Source organism: Azoarcus sp. TTM-91, from assembly GCF_012911025.1.
Classification (GTDB): domain Bacteria; phylum Pseudomonadota; class Gammaproteobacteria; order Burkholderiales; family Rhodocyclaceae; genus Azoarcus.
In genome coordinates this window covers 59396-76022 of the sequence record NZ_WUEI01000012.1, presented here as the reverse complement: position 1 = coordinate 76022, position 16627 = coordinate 59396, and the positions used below count along the sequence as shown (strand labels likewise).

General features: G+C 65.8%; 12 protein-coding genes and 3 tRNA genes. 6 read left to right on the top strand and 9 right to left on the bottom strand.

Going from position 1 to position 16627, the window contains the following annotated elements; translation table 11 throughout:
* Nucleotides 1–23: 23 nt before the first annotated feature.
* From GRF61_RS05875 to GRF61_RS05860, 4 genes are all read right to left on the bottom strand, one after another.
* Nucleotides 24–446, bottom strand: a complete 423-nt coding sequence (locus tag GRF61_RS05875) for a PhaM family polyhydroxyalkanoate granule multifunctional regulatory protein (protein ID WP_169149753.1) — start codon at nucleotides 444–446, stop codon at nucleotides 24–26.
* 89 nt (nucleotides 447–535) lie between these two features.
* Nucleotides 536–2455, bottom strand: a complete 1920-nt coding sequence (locus GRF61_RS05870; protein ID WP_169149752.1) for an ATP-binding protein — start codon at nucleotides 2453–2455, stop codon at nucleotides 536–538.
* Nucleotides 2452–3387, bottom strand: coding sequence for an ABC transporter substrate binding protein (locus GRF61_RS05865; RefSeq protein ID WP_169149751.1), 936 nt, complete (start codon nucleotides 3385–3387; stop codon nucleotides 2452–2454). Before GRF61_RS05865 ends, GRF61_RS05870 begins: the two co-directional genes overlap by 4 nt.
* Before the next feature lie 4 nt (nucleotides 3388–3391).
* Complete coding sequence (locus GRF61_RS05860; protein ID WP_169149750.1) at nucleotides 3392–5329, bottom strand: TonB-dependent receptor; 1938 nt, start codon at nucleotides 5327–5329, stop codon at nucleotides 3392–3394.
* 251 nt (nucleotides 5330–5580) lie between these two features.
* On the opposite strand from GRF61_RS05860, the gene GRF61_RS05855 reads away from it, so the two are divergent.
* Complete coding sequence (locus tag GRF61_RS05855; RefSeq protein WP_169149749.1) at nucleotides 5581–6210, top strand: response regulator transcription factor; 630 nt, start codon at nucleotides 5581–5583, stop codon at nucleotides 6208–6210.
* An 87-nt stretch (nucleotides 6211–6297) separates the two neighbouring features.
* Here the strand turns inward: GRF61_RS05855 and GRF61_RS05850 are convergent, their stop codons facing one another.
* From GRF61_RS05850 to hppD, 5 genes are all read right to left on the bottom strand, one after another.
* Nucleotides 6298–7005, bottom strand: coding sequence for a hypothetical protein (locus GRF61_RS05850; protein ID WP_169149748.1), 708 nt, complete (start codon nucleotides 7003–7005; stop codon nucleotides 6298–6300).
* Nucleotides 7006–7103: 98 nt separating this feature from the next.
* A complete protein-coding gene (locus GRF61_RS05845; protein ID WP_169149747.1) occupies nucleotides 7104–7856 on the bottom strand; it encodes a class I SAM-dependent methyltransferase in 753 nt (250 codons plus the stop codon).
* Between the two features lie 140 nt (nucleotides 7857–7996).
* Nucleotides 7997–11530, bottom strand: a complete 3534-nt coding sequence (locus GRF61_RS05840) for an indolepyruvate ferredoxin oxidoreductase family protein (protein ID WP_169149746.1) — start codon at nucleotides 11528–11530, stop codon at nucleotides 7997–7999.
* A gap of 192 nt (nucleotides 11531–11722) precedes the next feature.
* Nucleotides 11723–13150, bottom strand: coding sequence for an FAD-linked oxidase C-terminal domain-containing protein (locus GRF61_RS05835; protein WP_169149745.1), 1428 nt, complete (start codon nucleotides 13148–13150; stop codon nucleotides 11723–11725).
* Between the two features lie 120 nt (nucleotides 13151–13270).
* Nucleotides 13271–14359: a 4-hydroxyphenylpyruvate dioxygenase gene (hppD, locus tag GRF61_RS05830; RefSeq protein ID WP_169149744.1), complete on the bottom strand. Its 1089-nt coding sequence runs from the start codon at nucleotides 14357–14359 to the stop codon at nucleotides 13271–13273.
* A gap of 30 nt (nucleotides 14360–14389) precedes the next feature.
* On the opposite strand from hppD, the gene GRF61_RS05825 reads away from it, so the two are divergent.
* The 5 genes from GRF61_RS05825 to tuf all read left to right on the top strand — a co-directional run bounded on the left by GRF61_RS05825 (nucleotide 14390) and on the right by tuf (nucleotide 16627).
* Nucleotides 14390–14959: an Lrp/AsnC family transcriptional regulator gene (locus GRF61_RS05825; protein ID WP_248281123.1), complete on the top strand. Its 570-nt coding sequence runs from the start codon at nucleotides 14390–14392 to the stop codon at nucleotides 14957–14959.
* 73 nt (nucleotides 14960–15032) lie between these two features.
* Nucleotides 15033–15117: transfer RNA gene (locus GRF61_RS05820), tRNA-Tyr, on the top strand.
* Nucleotides 15118–15197: 80 nt separating this feature from the next.
* Nucleotides 15198–15271, top strand: a tRNA-Gly gene (locus GRF61_RS05815).
* Between the two features lie 14 nt (nucleotides 15272–15285).
* A tRNA-Thr gene (locus GRF61_RS05810) sits at nucleotides 15286–15360 on the top strand.
* A gap of 76 nt (nucleotides 15361–15436) precedes the next feature.
* On the top strand, nucleotides 15437–16627 hold the full coding sequence (tuf, locus tag GRF61_RS05805; RefSeq protein WP_133590480.1) for an elongation factor Tu: 1191 nt from the start codon (nucleotides 15437–15439) through the stop codon (nucleotides 16625–16627).

Sequence of the window (16627 nt, the reverse complement as noted above, 5' to 3'; positions counted from 1 at the left end):
GCCTGAAACTTCCGGGCGGGGGCTTACTCGCCGGCCGCGGTGCGGCGTTTTTCCTTGGAGGCGGCAGCGCTGCTGGCTGCTTCGGTATCCGCCGCCTTGCCGTCCTGAACACCGCTCATCAGGTTCCAGGGCCACATCGCCGCCGCGGCAGCGAAAGGATTGGCGTCGCCGGCGTCGCCCTTCTCCGCTGCGTCCCTGGCCTGCTGGCTCATGGCCTTCACCGCAGCGAGGGCGGCGCGCTGCAGCTCCAGGCCCTGGGTGGTCATCTGCAGCATGTTGAGGTTCATCTTGAGCCAGCCCTCGACCGCCTTGAGGTCGGCGATGCGCTTGTCCAGCTCATCGATGTCCAGCGTCGGCGTGACCATGCCGGGGAAGGAGAAGCCCATGTTGTTCCACAGGCTGCGCACGAAATCGAGAGGGTCCTGGCTGGATGAGTCCTGAGACATCGTCGTGCTCCCGCGGGGTTGAGATCGTTCCATCTTACCCGATGCGCCCGGCATCGGCTGCCGTAAAAGGCAGAGCTGCCCGTGATCGTTCAGACCGGGTTGTGCAGGCGGTTGATCAGCGCCCGTAACCGGGCCGGCCGTACCGGTTTGTGTAGCAGCGGCACGCCGGCCTCCTGGGCGAGCGCCTGGGTGTCGGCGCCGGTGTCGCCGCTGATGAGGATGGCGGGCAGTTGTTCGCCCAGCAGCTTGCGCACCGCATGGACCATGTCTATGCCATTGCGCGGGCCGTGCAGGCGGAAGTCGCTGATCAGCAGGTCGGGCCGGCGGCTGTCGGCGAGCAGCGCCAGCAGATCGTCGGGCGTGCTGGCGGGAATGACCTCGCAGCCCCAGGAGTTGAGCAAGCCTTCCATTCCAGCGCAGGCGAGCGGGTCATCGTCCAGCAGGGCGATGCAGATGTTCTGGAGGTCGCCGGGGGCACGGCCGCCGTCTTCCTCCTGGGCGGGCGCCGGTGGCTGCGCCATCGGCATGTCCACGGTGAAAACCGAGCCGCGGCCAGGGGTGGAGCGCAGGCCCAGGCCGTGGCCGAGCAGGTCGGCCAGCTTGCGCACGATGGCCAGGCCCAGCCCCAGGCCCTTGTCGCGGGCGCGCTCGTTGTTATCCAACTGGACGAACTCCTGGAAGATGATTTCCTGCGCGTCCGGCGGAATGCCAATGCCGCTGTCGCGCACTTCCACATGGATGCGCTTGCCGCGCTTGCGGGCGGCGATGAGGATGCGGCCGGCGGGTGTGTAGCGCACGGCGTTGCTCACCAGGTTGGTGACGATGCGCTCGAACAGCACTGGGTCGCTGTCCACCCACCAGTCGCTGGTGCGGACCTTCAGCTGCAGTCCACGCTCCTCGGCGGAGGAGCGCTGCTCGGCGGCTATGCGCAGCAGCACGGGTTGCAACGCGAAGGGGCGGATGTTGGGCTGGAGCACGCCGGCGTCCAGCTTGGAGATGTCCAGCAGGCTGTCGAGCAGGTTCTCCATGGCTTCGGCGGACGCGGCGATGCGCTGCACCAGCCGCCGGCTCTGCGGCGCGTGGGCATGCTGGCCGAGCTCGGTGATGAAAAGGCCGAGGGCATGCATGGGTTGGCGCAGGTCGTGGCTGGCGGCGGCGAGGAAACGGGATTTGGCGAGATTGGCGGTTTCGGCCTCCTCCTTGCGGGCGCGCAGCTCGGCGGTGGCCTCCTCGATGCGGCGGGCGAGGTCCTCATGGGAAGAGGCCAGTTTCTCGGCCATTTCGTTCACGCCTTCGGCCAGCTTGCGCAGGCTGCCGCCGCCCATCAGCGGCACCCTTTCGCCCAGCTTGCCCTGGCCGATGCGGGCAACGGTGTGCGCGACCACCCGGATGGGACCGCTGACGCCGCGGCTCAGATGGCTGGCCAGAAGCAAGCTGCCGATCAGCACCAGCAGCACCGAGCCTGCGCCGGCCCACAGCATTTCGTCCCGCTTGCCATGCAGGTGCTTCAGCGACAGCTCCAGCACCACGCTACCCAGCGGGGCCTCGCCGAGGTGGGCCGCGGCGCCCAGGGTGATGGCGGTGAAGCCGTCGTCCAGTTCCAGCCGGTTGGGACGGATGGGCTCGATGATGCGCAGCGTCGGGCCCTTGATCATGGTGGAGGGCTCCAGCACCGCGCTGGTGGGCAGTGGCGGCAGCTGGCCGTCCAGCATGCCGCTGCGCGCCAGGGTTTCGCCGTTGCGGTCCACGATGCTGACGCCGACGATGTCGTCTTCCGCCAGTACCGCGCTGGCGAGCTGCTGCAGGGCGTCGCGGTTGCCGGAGAACACCGCGTACTCGCTGGCCGCGGCGAGTTGGCGGGCGAAGGCGGTGCCCCGCGCAGTCAGCGCCTCGTCCATGTCCGCCAGCCGCGAGGTGGTGAAGAACACGGTCAGCACCACTGCCAGCGCCAGCATCGGCACCACCGCGGCAACCATGACCCGAGCGCGCACGCCCCAGCGGGCGATCATGGCCGGCCTTCCCTGCGGGCGAGTTCGTTGCCGAGCCGCTCGGCGCTGTCCAGCTGTATGCCCAGCGAGCGTGCCACATTGGCATTGACCGCGACTTCGAACTGCCTTGGCGGCCTCGGTGGCGGCAGGGCTTCACCGGAGAGCACTTTCTGCACGGTTTCGGCCGCCTGCTGACCGATCTGCTCCGGTGTCGAATACAGGCCGAGCAGGGCGCCGGCGCGGACGTAGGCGGAAGAGAAGCCGACCACCGGCGAGCGGTGGCGGTAGGCGGTGAGCAGCACGTTCTGGACGGTGAAGCTATTGAATACCTGCGCGTCCGGGCTGGCGATCAGCACCGCGGGTTCAGCCAGCACCCGCTGCAGCGCGGGGTAGAGGTCGCGGTCGGTGTTGACGTTGGCCTCCCGCACCTCCAGCTGGCGTTCGCGGGCCAGCTCGCCCAGGCGCAGGTTGAGCGCTTCGCTGTCGCTGCCGGTGAGCAGGGCGATGCGCTTCCAGTCCGGCAGCGCCAGGCGGATGAGGGCGATCTGGCGCTCGGCCGGCTGGTCCAGCAGGATGGCGGAGACCGTGGCGCCGCTCTTGGGCATGTTGGGGAGCCGGGAATAGGCGCTGCTCGGCAGCAGGGTGTGCAGCACCGGTTGCCGCGGCGACAGCCCTGCCACCACCCGGGCCGCCTGCGTGCCTATGGTGACGATCATGCGGCTGCCCTCCAGCCGTTGCGCCGCCATTTCCTCCCAGCCCTGCTCCTCGATCTCGACCCAGGGCATCGTCCGTTGCAGTTGCGAGCGCAGAGCCGCGCTGGCCTCGCCGTAAGCGCCGTCGCTCGAGCTGTTGACGATGATCAGATGCGGCGCCGCCCATCCCGGCCCGGCCATCGCTACCAGCGCGAGGCTGGCGGCGAGGCGGAAGAGGAAAAGGCGGAGGGCGGCGCGCATGGGCTTAGATCTCCAGCCTCAGGGTCGCGTAGGCGGCCGGGCCGGTCTTGATCCAGGGTACGTATTCCGCATGATGTGCGCCGATGTTGCTGATCGTCACCGCAAGCTCTGCGCGGGTGGTGCCGATGTCCAGCCGCCGGGCGACACGCAGGTCGGTGCGCTGGTAGGCCGGCAGGCTGTCGTCTTCATCGCGGTACCAGGCCATGGCGCCGACGTAATGGTGGGCGATGCTGAAGTGCCAGTCCGGCCAGGGGGCCCAGCCGGCGAGGATGGAGGCTGCTGTGCGAGGAGCCGAATTCTTGTAGAAAGGTTTGCTTTGGATGTCTTTTTCGTTACTACTGACCTCGATACGGCTGTAGTTTAAGCCCAGCCAACTGGTCGCAGCTGGGCGCCACATCAAGCTCAACTCAGCACCGCGAATATCAGCCTTTCGATTTCCTATGGGCTGTTTGGCCTCACCATCATCCATTGGGGGGTAAAGGGGCGAGGGCGTGCTTTGGAAGTGGGTGAGCCTATCCACTCTTTCTTCGAATACACGGATGTCTAGTGAGGTGCGCCAGCGCTCTAGTTCAGCTAGATAGCCTAGCTCGCGGAAGCGAAGGCGCTCAGGGGCCAGCGTTTCGCTTGGTGGTTGATAGGCTTGTCTCAGTAGAATTACGCCATTTCCGTAGAAACGTGCGTCACCTTCCTGCTCGAACGGGAATGGCTGCCGGTACGCTCTGCCGATGGCGGCACGCAATGTATGTTCTGGTGCCAACAAAAAATTAATACCTAGGCGGGGGGATAGTTGAGCAGAGTTGTAGTCATCTTCCTCTGACATGGCTCCCAGGTTTATCAACCAGCGCTCAGTGGCGCGCCATTCCAGGTTTCCGAATAGGCGGCGGCTTGTGTAAGTGATGGCTTTGCCAGGATAGAAATACTGTGGCGCATCTATTCGGTCCTGCCGCTGCCCTAGGCCCCAAACGATACGTACGTCGTCCCTTGGCGAGAAGGTGTGCTCAAGCTCGAGCTCATCTCGATCAACGGTATATCCGAAGTCAACGCCGACGTTGATCGTCGTTCCAGAGGGCAGTAAGGGAAACTCTGCCGAGGTGATAAGAATCCCATAGTCATCCTTTAGTCGCTCGCTTTGATGGAGGTAGCTAAGCGTTAGCTCCTCCTGAGCGTCAGGTAACCAATGCCATCGTATCTGCCCAAATGAAGAGCTGCTACGTTGGTCGCGAGGAGGGTCAGATAACTCTCCTGCTGTGCCGGCACGGTTGTCGAAACGCACGCCACCGGCGTGGATCTCCACCCGGTGGGTGGCGGCGGGCTGCCAATCCATGCGCAGGTCGGCCCGGTGCTTCTGCCAGTTGTCCTCCAGGCCCTTGGTGCCATCGTCGCTTTCCCGGCCCATGCCCAGACGCACGTTCAGCGGGCCGAACTGCTGGGCGATGCTGACCTGGCGGTCGCGTATGCCGTTTTCGCCCTGGGTGATGCGCATCCTCAGGCCGGGCGTGTCTGCTGCCGGCCGGGTGATGATATTCACCACGCCCATGAAGGCCTGGCTGCCGAAGGCGGTGGCGTTAGAGCCGCGGAAGACTTCGATGCGCTCGATGTCGTCGATGTCGACCGTGAGCTTGTGCCACTCCACGCCGCTGAGGAAATAAGGGGAGTAGAGGGAGCGGCCATCCACCCGCACCAGCATGCGGCGCGGATTGTCGTCGGCCAGCCCGTGATAGGCGGTCAAGGGCCGGAAGGCGTTGGCCTCGCCGACCTGGAAACCCGGCACCCAGCGCAGCAACTCCGCCACAGAGCGGGCGCCAGAGGCGCGAATCATGTCGCGGTCGATGACGGTGATCGCGCCAGGCGCTTCCCGCGTGGGCTGGGCCAGCCGGGAGGCCGAGAGCACGACGGGCAGATCGCCGAGATAGGCGTCTTCCGGCGCATCGCCGAGCGCCATGCCGGACGCCTGTGCGACCGACAAGGCCCCCAAGGCTCCGTATAGCACGCCCCACCGCCCGAATTGGCGCAGACTGAAGGCGGGGCAGGGGTGAGGCTGGGGCATCGGCAAATGTCGGTTAAATGGGCAGGATCGGATTTTCTCCCGTTTTGCGCCGTCCTGATAGTGGGAGCGAACACGAGGGGTCTCACGATCATGCTATGCTTGGCGCATGGCGCGCGTGGCGATGCCGGAATCCAGTGGAGCGAGCAGTGACGAAGATTCTCATCGTTGAAGATCATGCCCTGGTCAGAGAGGCTATGGCCCAGAGCCTGGGGCGGCTTGAACCGGGTATCGAATGCGTAGAGGCCAAGGGAGCGGATGAAGCCCTGGCCCAATTGGAGAAAGGGAGCGATTGGGATCTGGCCATCATCGATCTGATGCTGCCGGACATGAACGGTTTCTCGCTGCTGGCGGTGCTGGCCAAGCGTTTCCCCGACGTGCCTGCCATCGTCGTTTCAGCAATGGATGACGAGGCTTCGGTGCGGCGCGCGATCAAGGGCGGCGCCTCCGGGTTCGTCTCCAAGGCGAGCTCGGGCGAAACCCTGCTGCAGGCGGTGCGCGTGGTGCTCGACGGCGGGGTGCATACGCCGGATACCGGCAGCGGCGGCGCCGGCAAGCGCAGTGGTGCGCCGGTCAGCGAGCGCTTTGGCCTGACCGCCGCTCAGACGCGGGTGCTGGAGTTGTTGGCGCAGGGCAAGACCAACCGGGAGATCGCCGACCTGCTGGGGCTCTCCGAAGGCACGGTCAAGGTCCACATGTCCGCTATTTTCCGCGCCCTTGGCGTTTCCAATCGGGCCCAAGCGCTGGTGGTCATCGCGCGTCACGGAGCTCGCCTCTAACGCGGCTCGCCGCAGCGGGGCAAGACGAACAAGAAGCGGCCACTGCCGGATGGGCGGTGGCCGCTTCTTGTGCTTGTTGCGCAGGCTTCAGTGGGAGCGGCGTTCGCCGTAACCCAGGCGCATGGGCATCTCGGAGGCAGGCAGGCGCTCCGCCTCTTCTCCGCCTGCTTCTGTGCCAGGCGCTTCGGTGTAGTCGATTTCTAGTACTTCAAGCACCTGGCGGGCGATCGCACGGCAGGCGTTCGCCAGCGGCGTCGGCAATTGGTCCGGCACCTGCTTCTGCAGCAGCAGCTTGGAGGACGAAAGTGCGCCGACCGGGCGCAGGATGCGATGGCGATAGGCCCCCATCAACTGCGCAACGTTGCGGTCTGCCGCTTCCCGCTGCCACGAGTTGCTTGGCCATTGGGAGGGAACGGCATAGGCGCGGGGGAACATTTCCAGGTCGCGTACCACGGTGCGGATGTCTTCGTGCGATTCGCGGAAGGGCAGCAGCACGATGTCGGACAGCGCATACAGCTTGCGGTCCATCTCGGTGCGGTTGCCGCCACCGTCTATCACGCCTATCCAGTCTTCCAGCGTGCGCAGCTTGTCCACTACCTTGGTCAGGGCGTCGCGAGTGCGGGCATCGGCGGTGATGTAGCGCCGCCCTTCGGGGGAGAGCGGCTCGCGGGAGGTGTCGGTCAGCACGCAGGCGGAGCGCTGGCCCAGTAGCCCTAGGCCCTGGCACAGCATGTGCGACAGCGTCGTCTTGCCGGTTCCGCCCTTGTTGCCGATCACGCAGATGATCTCAGCCATGAATCGATTCCTCAGCTCGCGGCGCTTGCTCGCCGCACCATGCCATTATCGGCGCGGGTCTTTACGGACCTGAGCCGGAAAAGCGGCGATTCGTACCGCTATTTCCCGGCTTCTGCCGTCGGTGTGCGATAGCAGTAGAGCCGGGTGCGGCGGCGGTCGTTCACTTCGACGACGAAGTCGGGCTCGCGTTCGGGGACGGGGAAGCTATTGCTGACGAGTAAGGCGCCGGCCTTCATGTCCTGCGCGGCCTTATGCCAGACGGCGGGCATCGGAACCGGCGAGAGGAAGGCGTATATCACATCGTAGTCGCTCCAAGGGTGGGCGAACAGGTCGGCACGGCGCCAGGAAATGGTGGGCGAGCGGCACAGCAGGCGGCCCAGCAGCCAGGGGCCTGGAGCGGTTTCGACGCCGGTCAGCACGCAGTCTGGCCGCAGGGCGGCGATGTGTCGCAGTACGGTGCCGGTGCCGGCACCGATGTCCAGCAGGCGCGCCGGGCGATCGGCCGGCAGCAGCGCCGCCAGTGCGGTGGCGGTGGCGCGGTTGCTGAGATAGAGCGGCACCTGGGTGCGGAAGCTGCTCCAGTAGATCAGGGCCAGGATCAGGAAGGCGGCAAGGTACCAGCCCGGGTGCAGTTCCATGCGCAGCGCCAGCAGCGCCAGCGGCAGGAAGGCGAGATGGATGGGTAGCCACCAGCGCGCGCTGCGCAGCAGGGCGGCGATGATTGCAGCGCTGACGGCCTGGGCGCCGGCCAGTGTCCACAGCGAGGCGGGCATGAGCCCGCTGCGGGCGAGCAGGTAGGCCGACAGGGCGCCACCGAGTTGGGCGCAGAGCGCCTTGAGGCTGGCTGGCATACAGGGGCGAACTCAGGAGGTGAGGGTTGCAGCCGGAGGGGCGCTGGCGGCTGGCCGGATGTCCGTGCGGACAGGTCGTTCCGCGGCGTCCGCCGGATCATAGCCTCCGGAGGGCGTCGGGAGGTGCCCCGTCTTCGCTTTCAGGCTGCCTGGGTGGCGCCCGCTGCTGGTGCGCGCCATTGCGCGATGAGCCGGGCGCGTTTACTCGCCGCTTCCTCCATCGCCTTCTGCTTCACTGGACCGAAGCCGCGTATGCCTTCGGGCAGGCGGGCGAGGGCGCAGGCGAGCTGCAGGCGATCAGCGCTGAGTCTCCCGAGGATCTCGTCCACATCCTTTTCATACTCGGTGATCAGCGCGCGCTCGGCCTTGCGCTCGGCGCTGTAGCCGAAGACGTCCCAGCGGCCGCCGCGTAGTTTCTTCAGGCGGGCAAGCAGGCGGAAGAGCCGCAGCATGCCGGGGCCGTAACTGCGTTTGGCGATGCGTCCGGTGCGCGGATCGGGGCGGGCGAGCAGCGGTGGCGCGAGGTGGAAGCGCAGGGTGTAGTCGCCGCTGAAGGTGGCGGCCAGTTTTTCGTGGAAAGCGGGCTCGGTGTAGAGCCGTGCGACTTCATACTCATCCTTGTAGGCGAGTAAGGAGAAGTAGTTGCGGGCGACCACTTCAGCCAATGCCTTGCTGCCCGGCCCGATCAGCCGTTGCTCGGCCTCGCGAACCCGTCCGATCAGTCTTTGGTAGCGCTCAGCGTAGGCGGCGTCTTGGTAGGCGCGCAGATAGGCTGCGCGACGGGCGACGGCTTCGTCCAGGCTGGGCGGATGCAGCGGCGGGGCGGGCGCTGGCTGCAAGCGCCGCATCACTGCCTCCAGATCGTGGGCGGCGCGGCGGCCCCAGAGGAAGGCGCGCTTGTTCATGTCCACCGCGACCGCGTTGAGCTCGATGGCGGTGCTCAGCGCCACCAGGCTGACCGGCACCATGCCTTTCTGCCAGGCGTAGCCAAGAAGGAAGAGGTTGGTGGCAATGGCGTCGCCGAGCAGCGCGGTGGCAAGGGCGCGGGCCGGAATGAAATGCGCTGCGCCCGGCAGGGTGGCATCGGCGATGGCGGCCTCCATGCGGGGCAGCGGAAACTGCCAGTCGGGTTTGTGAGTGAAGTCGGAGGTGGGGGTTTCGGCGGTGTCCACCACCGCCCGGGTGCGATCTGCCGCCATCTTGCCCAGGGCTTCGACGCTGGCGCTGACCACCGCGTCGCCGCCGATCACGCAGTCCGCCTCGCCGGCGGCGATACGCACCGCGTGAAGTGCTTCCGGCGTGTCTGCGATGCGTACATGGCTGAACACCGAGCCGCCTTTCTGCGCCAGGCCGGTCATGTCCAGCACGGTGACGCCCTTGCCATCCAGGTGGGCGGCCATGCCGATAAGTGCGCCGACCGTGATGATGCCGCTGCCGCCGACGCCGGTGACCAGCAGGCCATAGGGCCGCGCGGTGGCGGGCAGCGTCGGCTCGGGCAGGGAGGCGGGCGCGGTTTCGTCTTCCGCCAGCGGCTGGCCCTTGCGCAGGCTGCCGCCTTCCACTGTGACGAAGGACGGACAGAAGCCGGCCAGGCAGGAATAGTCCTTGTTGCAGGAAGACTGGTCGATCTCCCGCTTGCGGCCGAACTCGGTTTCCAGCGGCAGGATGGCCATGCAATTCGACTGATTGCCGCAGTCGCCGCAGCCTTCGCACACCGCTTCGTTGATGAAGACCCGCCGGGCCGGATCGGGGAAGGTGCCGCGCTTGCGCCGGCGGCGCTTCTCGGCGGCGCAGGTCTGGTCGTAGATGAGGGCGGACACGCCGCGGCAGCTGCGCAACTCGCGCTGGATGGCGTCCAGTTCGTCGCGGTGGCGTATCGGCACATGGGGGAGGTCGGCCGGGCCGTAGGCGCGCTCGCTGCCGTCGGTGACGACGACGATGGTGTGCACGCCTTCCGCCTGCAGCTGGCGGACGATGCGCGGCACCGTCAGCTTGCCATCCACCGGCTGGCCGCCAGTCATCGCCACCGCGTCGTTGAAGAGGATCTTGTAGGTGATGTTCACCCGTGCGGCGACCGCCTGCCGGATCGCCAGCAGGCCGGAGTGGAAGTAGGTGCCGTCGCCCAGGTTGGCGAAGAGGTGCGGCTCCGCCACGAAGGGCGCCTGGCCGACCCAGGGCACGCCTTCGCCACCCATCTGGGTGAAGGTGCCGGTGTGGCGCTCCGGCATCCAGGTGACCATGTAGTGGCAGCCGATGCCGGCCATGGCGCGGCTGCCTTCGGGCACCTTGGTGGAGGTGTTGTGCGGACAGCCTGGGCAGAAGGTGGGCACGCGGTCTATGGAGAAGCTGCGCGCGGCCAGCGCCTTCTCCTTGGCTTCGAGGAAGTCCAGCCGGGCGCGTATGGTATCCGAGGTGAAGAACCGGCCGATGCGGGCTGCGATGGCGCGGGCGATCAGCGTCGGCGTGAGCTCGCCGGCGGCAGGGAGCAGCCAGTCGCCGTGGTCCACCGTGCCGTCGGCGCGGGCGATGCGCGCCCATTCGCCCTTCTCGTCGAACTTGCCGATGACCCGCGGCCGTACGTCTTCTCGCCAGTTGTAGAGCTCCTCCTTCAACTGGTACTCGATCAGCTGGCGTTTTTCCTCGACGACCAGGATCTCTTCCAGCCCTTCGGCGAAGCGGCGCACGCCGTCCGACTCCAGCGGCCACACCATGCCGACCTTGTACAGCCGCAGGCCGATGGCGGCGGCCAGCGCTCCGTCGATGCCGAGATCGTCCAGCGCCTGGCGCACGTCCAGGTAACTCTTGCCGGCGGTGATGATGCCCAGCCGCGGCGCAGGCGTGTCGATGACGATGCGGTTCAGCCGGTTGGCCCGCGCATAGGCCAGCGCGGCGTAGAGCTTGTAGTGCAGCAGGCGTTTTTCCTGCACCAGCGGCGGGTCCGGCCAGCGGATGTTGAGGCCGTCCGGTGGCAGCGGGAAGTCGTCCGGAATCGCCACCCGCACCCGCTGGGGATCCACATCCACCGAGGCGGAGGTCTCCACCGTGTCGGCCAGCGCCTTGAAGGCCACCCAGCAGCCGGAGTAGCGCGACAGGGCGTAGCCATGCACGCCGTAGTCGATGTATTCCTGCACGCCGGCGGGGGCGAGCACAGGCATCATCATCGACTTGAAGAAATGGTCGGTCTGGTGCGGCAGGGTGGAGGACTTGGCCGCGTGGTCGTCGCCGGCCACCACCAGCACGCCGCCGTGCCTGGCGCTGCCGGCGGCGTTGGCGTGGCGGAACACGTCGCCGCAGCGGTCCACCCCCGGCCCCTTGCCGTACCACAGGCCGAACACGCCGTCGTACTTGGCGGCCGGGGAGAGCGCCACTTGCTGGGAGCCCCACACCGCGGTGGCGGCAAGATCTTCATTGACGCCGGGCTGGAAGACGATGTGGTGGTCGGCGAGGTGGTGCTTGGCTTTCCACAGCGTTTGGTCCAGCCCGCCCAGCGGCGAGCCGCGGTAGCCGGAGACGAAGCCGGCGGTGTTGAGCCCGGCGGCAAGGTCGCGCTCGCGCTGGATCATCAGCAGCCGCACCAGCGCCTGGTAGCCGCTGAGGTATACGCGGCCGGCTACGGTGGTGTATTTGTCCTCGAGGCTGGCCCGGAGGGGCGTGTGGGGGTCGGCTTCGGCCATGGCTGTCTCCTTCCTGTCCGAAAAATCCTGTTCTTGGACTTGGGGCGGAAAGCGGCCTTGTGGGCGCTGCCGCCTTGATGCGAGACGTTCCGTTTCTTGCTGCCGGGTGTTGCCTGGTGGGTCGCCCGCCGCGCCATCCTGGGCCGCGGCGGGAATCGCTTCAATCCTTGGATACCCTTAGCCGGGCGCGGTTCAGGGGAGTGGCGTGGCCTGCTGCGGAGGGGGCAGGATCTTGCCAGGGTTGAGGAGGTCCTGCGGATCGAGCGCACGCTTTACCAGGCGCATGGCATCCAATGCGGCTTCGCCATGCTCGGCGAGCATGAAGTCCTGCTTGCCGATGCCTACGCCGTGTTCGCCGGTGCAAGTGCCGCCCAGCGCCAGTGCGCGCTCGACGATGCGCCGGTTCAAGGCTTCGGCACGCTCGATCTCGCCTGCATCGTTGGGATCCACCAGAATCACCGTGTGGAAATTGCCGTCGCCCACATGGCCGACGATGGGCGCGATGAGACCGGTGGCGTCGATGTCGGCGCGCACGCCGGTCACGCATTCCGCCAGCTTGGAGATGGGCACGCAGACGTCGGTGGTGATGCCGCGGCAGCCGGGGCGCAGGTTGATGCTGGCGAAATAGACGTCGTGCCGCGCGGCCCACAGGCGGCTGCGGTCTTCCGGCCGGCTGGCCCAGTCGAAGTCCAGGCCGCCGTGTTCGCGGGCGATCTCCTGCACCGTCTGCGCCTGTTCGTCTACGCCGGCGGGCGAGCCGTGGAACTCGAAGAAGAGCATGGGGGCTTCGCGCAGCGTGGTCTTGCTGTAGCGGTTGATGGCCTGCACGGTGAGGGTGTCGACCAGCTCTATGCGGGCCACGGGCACGCCGAGTTGTATGGTCTGGATCACGGTGTTCACCGCCGCGGCCAGGTCGGGAAAGGCGCAGACGGCGGCGGATACTGCCTCCGGCAGCGGATGCAGCCGTACGGTGAGTTCGGTGATCAGTCCCAGGGTGCCTTCGGAACCGATCAGCAGGTGGGTGAGGTCGTAGCCGGCTGAGGATTTGCGTGCCCGGCCGCCGGTGCGGATGGCGCGGCCGTCGGCAAGTACCGCGGTCAGCCCGAGGATGTTCTCCCGGATGGTGCCGTAGCGCACCGCGTTGGTTCCGGATGCGCGGGTGGCGGCCATACCGCCGAGGCTGGCGTCGGCGCCGGGGTCGATGGGGAAGAACAGGCCGCTGCCATGCAACTCGGCGTTGAGTTGCTTGCGGGTGACGCCCGGCTGGACGACCACGTACATGTCCTCGCCGTGGATGGCGAGCACCTTGTTCATCTCCGAGAAGTCCACCGTGATGCCGCCGCGGATGGCGAGGATGTGACCTTCCAGCGAGCTGCCGGCGCCGTAGGGCACGATGGGCACGCCATAGGCGCGACAGGCGTCGACGATGGCGGTGACTTCTTCCGTGCTGCGGGGAAAGACGACCGCGTCCGGTGCAGCGTCCGGGAAGTGGGATTCGTCATGCCCATGGTGGGCGCGCACGCCTTCTGACGTGGTGAAGCGGGTGCCGAAGCGGGCGCTCATCTGTTCGATGAAGGTCTGCGGCAGCGGCAGGCGCGCTTCGGAATAGGGCGCGTTCATGGTTGTCTCCGTTCGGGGTGCTGGCCCGCGATTATCGTTCTTTTCCCACAAAGGGCGCGGGAACGGCGAACGCCCCCGTGCTTGCGCCGCGGGGGCAGTGAAACTGCAGCGTGGGCGAGCTCAGGCGGTGCGGTCTTCCAGTACGCCGCGGCGGACCTGGTCGAGCTCGATCGAATCGAACAGGGCCTTGAAGTTGCCTTCGCCGAAGCCGTCGTCGCCCTTGCGCTGGATGATCTCGAAGAAAATCGGTCCGATCACCGTCTCGGTGAAGATCTGCAGCAGGCGACCGCCGTCCGCGGTGGGGGCGCCGTCGATCAGGATGCGGTTGTGGCGCAGCCGTTCCAGGTCTTCGCCATGGCTTGGCAGCCGGGTGTCGACAGCCTCGTAGTAGGTGTCCGGTGTATCCAGGAAGGCCACCCCATTGGCGCGCATGCCTTCGACGGTCTCATAGACGTTGTCGGTGGTCAGCGCGATGTGCTGGATACCCTCGCCTTTGTAGGCGTGCAGGAATTCCTCGATCTGGCTCTTGTCGTCGGCCGATTCGTTGATCGGAATGCGGATCTTGCCGCAGGGGCTGACCATGGCGCGCGACTTCAGGCCGGTGAGCTTGCCTTCGATGTCGAAGTATTTCAGCTCGCGGAAGTTGAAGATGCGCTGGTAGAAGCCAGACCAGACGTCCATGCGGCCGCGATGCACGTTGTGGGTGAGGTGGTCGATGTCGACCAGTCCATAGCCGCGCGGATTGCGCTCCACGCCGGGCCGCCAGTTGAAGTCGATGTCGTAGATGGAGACGTCGCGATAGCGGTCCACCAGATAGATCAGGCTGCCGCCTATGCCTTTGATCGCCGGAATGTTCAGTTCCATTGCGCCGGTTGCGCCGAGGTGCGCTTCGGCGCCTGCGGCAAGCGCCGCCTCGAAGGCCGCCGCAGCATTCTCCACCCGCAGCGCGATCGCGCAGGCGGACGGTCCGTGCACCCGGGCGAAAGCCTGGGCAAAGCTGGAGGGTTCCGCGTTCAGGATGAAGTTGATATTGCCCTGCCGGTACAGGGTGACATTCTTGGCGCGATGGCGGGCAACCGGCTGAAAGCCCAACTGGCGGAAGAGGGCGTCCAGCTGCGCCGGGTCTTCCGCGGTGTATTCGACGAACTCGAAGCCGTCGGTCCCTAGCGGATTGCCGCGTAGTGCGGTGGTCGGGGTGGGGCTGTTCATGGCTTGTCTCCTGCCGGGTCTGGTGTAGGTATGGAGAGCAAGCTTAGGCTCAGGGCTCGGCAATTCGCTTGCGAAATGGTCTGGCTGGTGCATAAATTTCGGCAGTTCATTGCGCGAAAGGTGGTTTTGAAGATGGATCGTATCGACCTCAAGATTCTGGAGGCACTGCAGCAGGACGGACGCCTCAGCAACGCCGATCTGGCGCAACGGGTTTCGCTTTCGCCTTCGCCCTGCCTGCGGCGGGTAAAGCAACTGGAGGAAAGCGGCGTTATCAAGCGCTATGTCGCGCTGCTCGATGCCGCCAAGCTGGGCTTGGGCCTGCAGGCCTATGTCACCGTGACCCTGGAGAAACGGAGGGATAGTCAGATCCAGGCCTTCCATGCAGCGGTCTCTTCCTGGCCCGAGGTGCTGGGCTGTTTCGCCCTGACCGGGGATATGGACTACCTGCTACAGGTGGTGGCGGATGACTTGGAGCACTTCTCCCGCTTCCTGATGGACAGGCTGCTGAAGCAGGAGGGCGTGGCAAACGTGAAGTCCAGTTTCGTGCTGCAGGCGATCAAGAACACCACTGCGTTGTCGCTGAAGGAGCGCCCGCTTTGATCCCAGCGAAAAAGATCGCAGCAAGAGTTTGACAAAGTTTTCTGATGCCTCTATAGTGCGGCGCTTCTCGCTTGGAGGGGTTCCCGAGCGGTCAAAGGGATCAGACTGTAAATCTGACGGCACTGCCTTCGAAGGTTCGAATCCTTCCCCCTCCACCAGTAGTTTTGTCGTTCCGCTGTGTTGTTCTCGCGGTCGGCGGCGGTTGATGCGAGTCGGCTGCAAGTCGTGTTCAAGTGAAGCGGGTGTAGCTCAATGGTAGAGCAGAAGCCTTCCAAGCTTACGACGAGGGTTCGATTCCCTTCACCCGCTCCAAGTGCAGTTTCGGAGCCCATGTAGCTCAGTGGTAGAGCACTCCCTTGGTAAGGGAGAGGCCACGTGTTCAATCCACGTCATGGGCACCACTCATTTTCTGCCTGGCCGGGCGGGTGGCGTTAGTCCCCCAGTCCGGCTTTCTGATTCTGATTTAAGGGTGTCGATATGGCGAAAGGTAAGTTTGAGCGGACGAAGCCGCACGTGAACGTAGGCACGATCGGCCACGTTGACCACGGCAAGACGACGCTGACGGCGGCGATCACGACGATTCTGTCGAAGAAGTTCGGTGGCGAGGCGAAGGCCTACGATCAGATCGATGCGGCGCCGGAAGAGAAGGCTCGCGGCATCACGATCAACACCGCGCACGTCGAGTACGAGACGGCCACGCGCCACTATGCCCACGTGGATTGCCCGGGGCACGCCGACTACGTGAAGAACATGATTACGGGTGCGGCGCAGATGGACGGCGCGATCCTGGTGTGCTCGGCCGCTGATGGCCCGATGCCGCAGACGCGCGAGCACATCCTGCTGGCTCGCCAGGTCGGTGTGCCGTACATCATCGTCTTCCTGAACAAGTGCGACATGGTCGACGACGAAGAGCTGCTCGAGCTGGTCGAAATGGAAGTGCGCGAGCTGCTGTCCAAGTACGACTTCCCGGGCGACGACATTCCCATCGTCAAGGGTTCCGCGCTGAAGGCGCTGGAAGGTGATCAGTCCGACATCGGTGAGCCGGCGATCTTCCGTCTGGCCGACGCCCTGGATAGCTACATCCCGACCCCGGAACGTGCCATCGACAAGCCCTTCCTGCTGCCGATCGAAGACGTGTTCTCGATCTCCGGCCGCGGCACCGTGGTGACCGGTCGTGTCGAGCGCGGCATCGTGAAGGTTGGCGAAGAAATCGAAATCGTCGGCATCAAGCCCACCGTCAAGACCACCTGCACCGGTGTGGAAATGTTCCGCAAGCTGCTGGATCAGGGTCAGGCAGGTGACAACGTCGGCGTGCTGCTGCGCGGTACCAAGCGTGAAGACGTGGAGCGTGGCCAAGTGCTGTGCAAGCCGGGCTCCATCACCCCGCACACCCACTTCACCGGCGAAATCTACGTGCTGTCGAAGGAAGAGGGTGGTCGTCACACGCCGTTCTTCAACAACTACCGTCCGCAGTTCTACTTCCGTACCACGGACGTGACCGGTTCCATCGCGCTGCCGGAAGGCACCGAGATGGTGATGCCGGGTGACAACGTGTCGATCACCGTGAAGCTGATCGCTCCGATCGCCATGGAAGAAGGTCTGCGCTTCGCGATCCGCGAAGGCGGCCGTACCGTCGGCGCCGGCGTCGTCGCCAAGATCATCGAGTAA

Coding starts and splice junctions, on each gene's coding strand:
- GRF61_RS05865 (WP_169149751.1), bottom strand. CDS start 3,387: ATGCGCGCCGCCCTCCGCCTTTTCCTCTTCCGCCTCGCCGCCAGCCTC.
- GRF61_RS05835 (WP_169149745.1), bottom strand. CDS start 13,150: ATGAACGCGCCCTATTCCGAAGCGCGCCTGCCGCTGCCGCAGACCTTC.
- GRF61_RS05850 (WP_169149748.1), bottom strand. CDS start 7,005: ATGGCTGAGATCATCTGCGTGATCGGCAACAAGGGCGGAACCGGCAAG.
- GRF61_RS05875 (WP_169149753.1), bottom strand. CDS start 446: ATGTCTCAGGACTCATCCAGCCAGGACCCTCTCGATTTCGTGCGCAGC.
- tuf (WP_133590480.1), top strand. CDS start 15,437: ATGGCGAAAGGTAAGTTTGAGCGGACGAAGCCGCACGTGAACGTAGGC.
- GRF61_RS05860 (WP_169149750.1), bottom strand. CDS start 5,329: ATGGCGCTCGGCGATGCGCCGGAAGACGCCTATCTCGGCGATCTGCCC.
- GRF61_RS05845 (WP_169149747.1), bottom strand. CDS start 7,856: ATGCCAGCCAGCCTCAAGGCGCTCTGCGCCCAACTCGGTGGCGCCCTG.
- GRF61_RS05840 (WP_169149746.1), bottom strand. CDS start 11,530: ATGGCCGAAGCCGACCCCCACACGCCCCTCCGGGCCAGCCTCGAGGAC.
- hppD (WP_169149744.1), bottom strand. CDS start 14,359: ATGAACAGCCCCACCCCGACCACCGCACTACGCGGCAATCCGCTAGGG.
- GRF61_RS05825 (WP_248281123.1), top strand. CDS start 14,390: ATGGAGAGCAAGCTTAGGCTCAGGGCTCGGCAATTCGCTTGCGAAATG.
- GRF61_RS05870 (WP_169149752.1), bottom strand. CDS start 2,455: ATGATCGCCCGCTGGGGCGTGCGCGCTCGGGTCATGGTTGCCGCGGTG.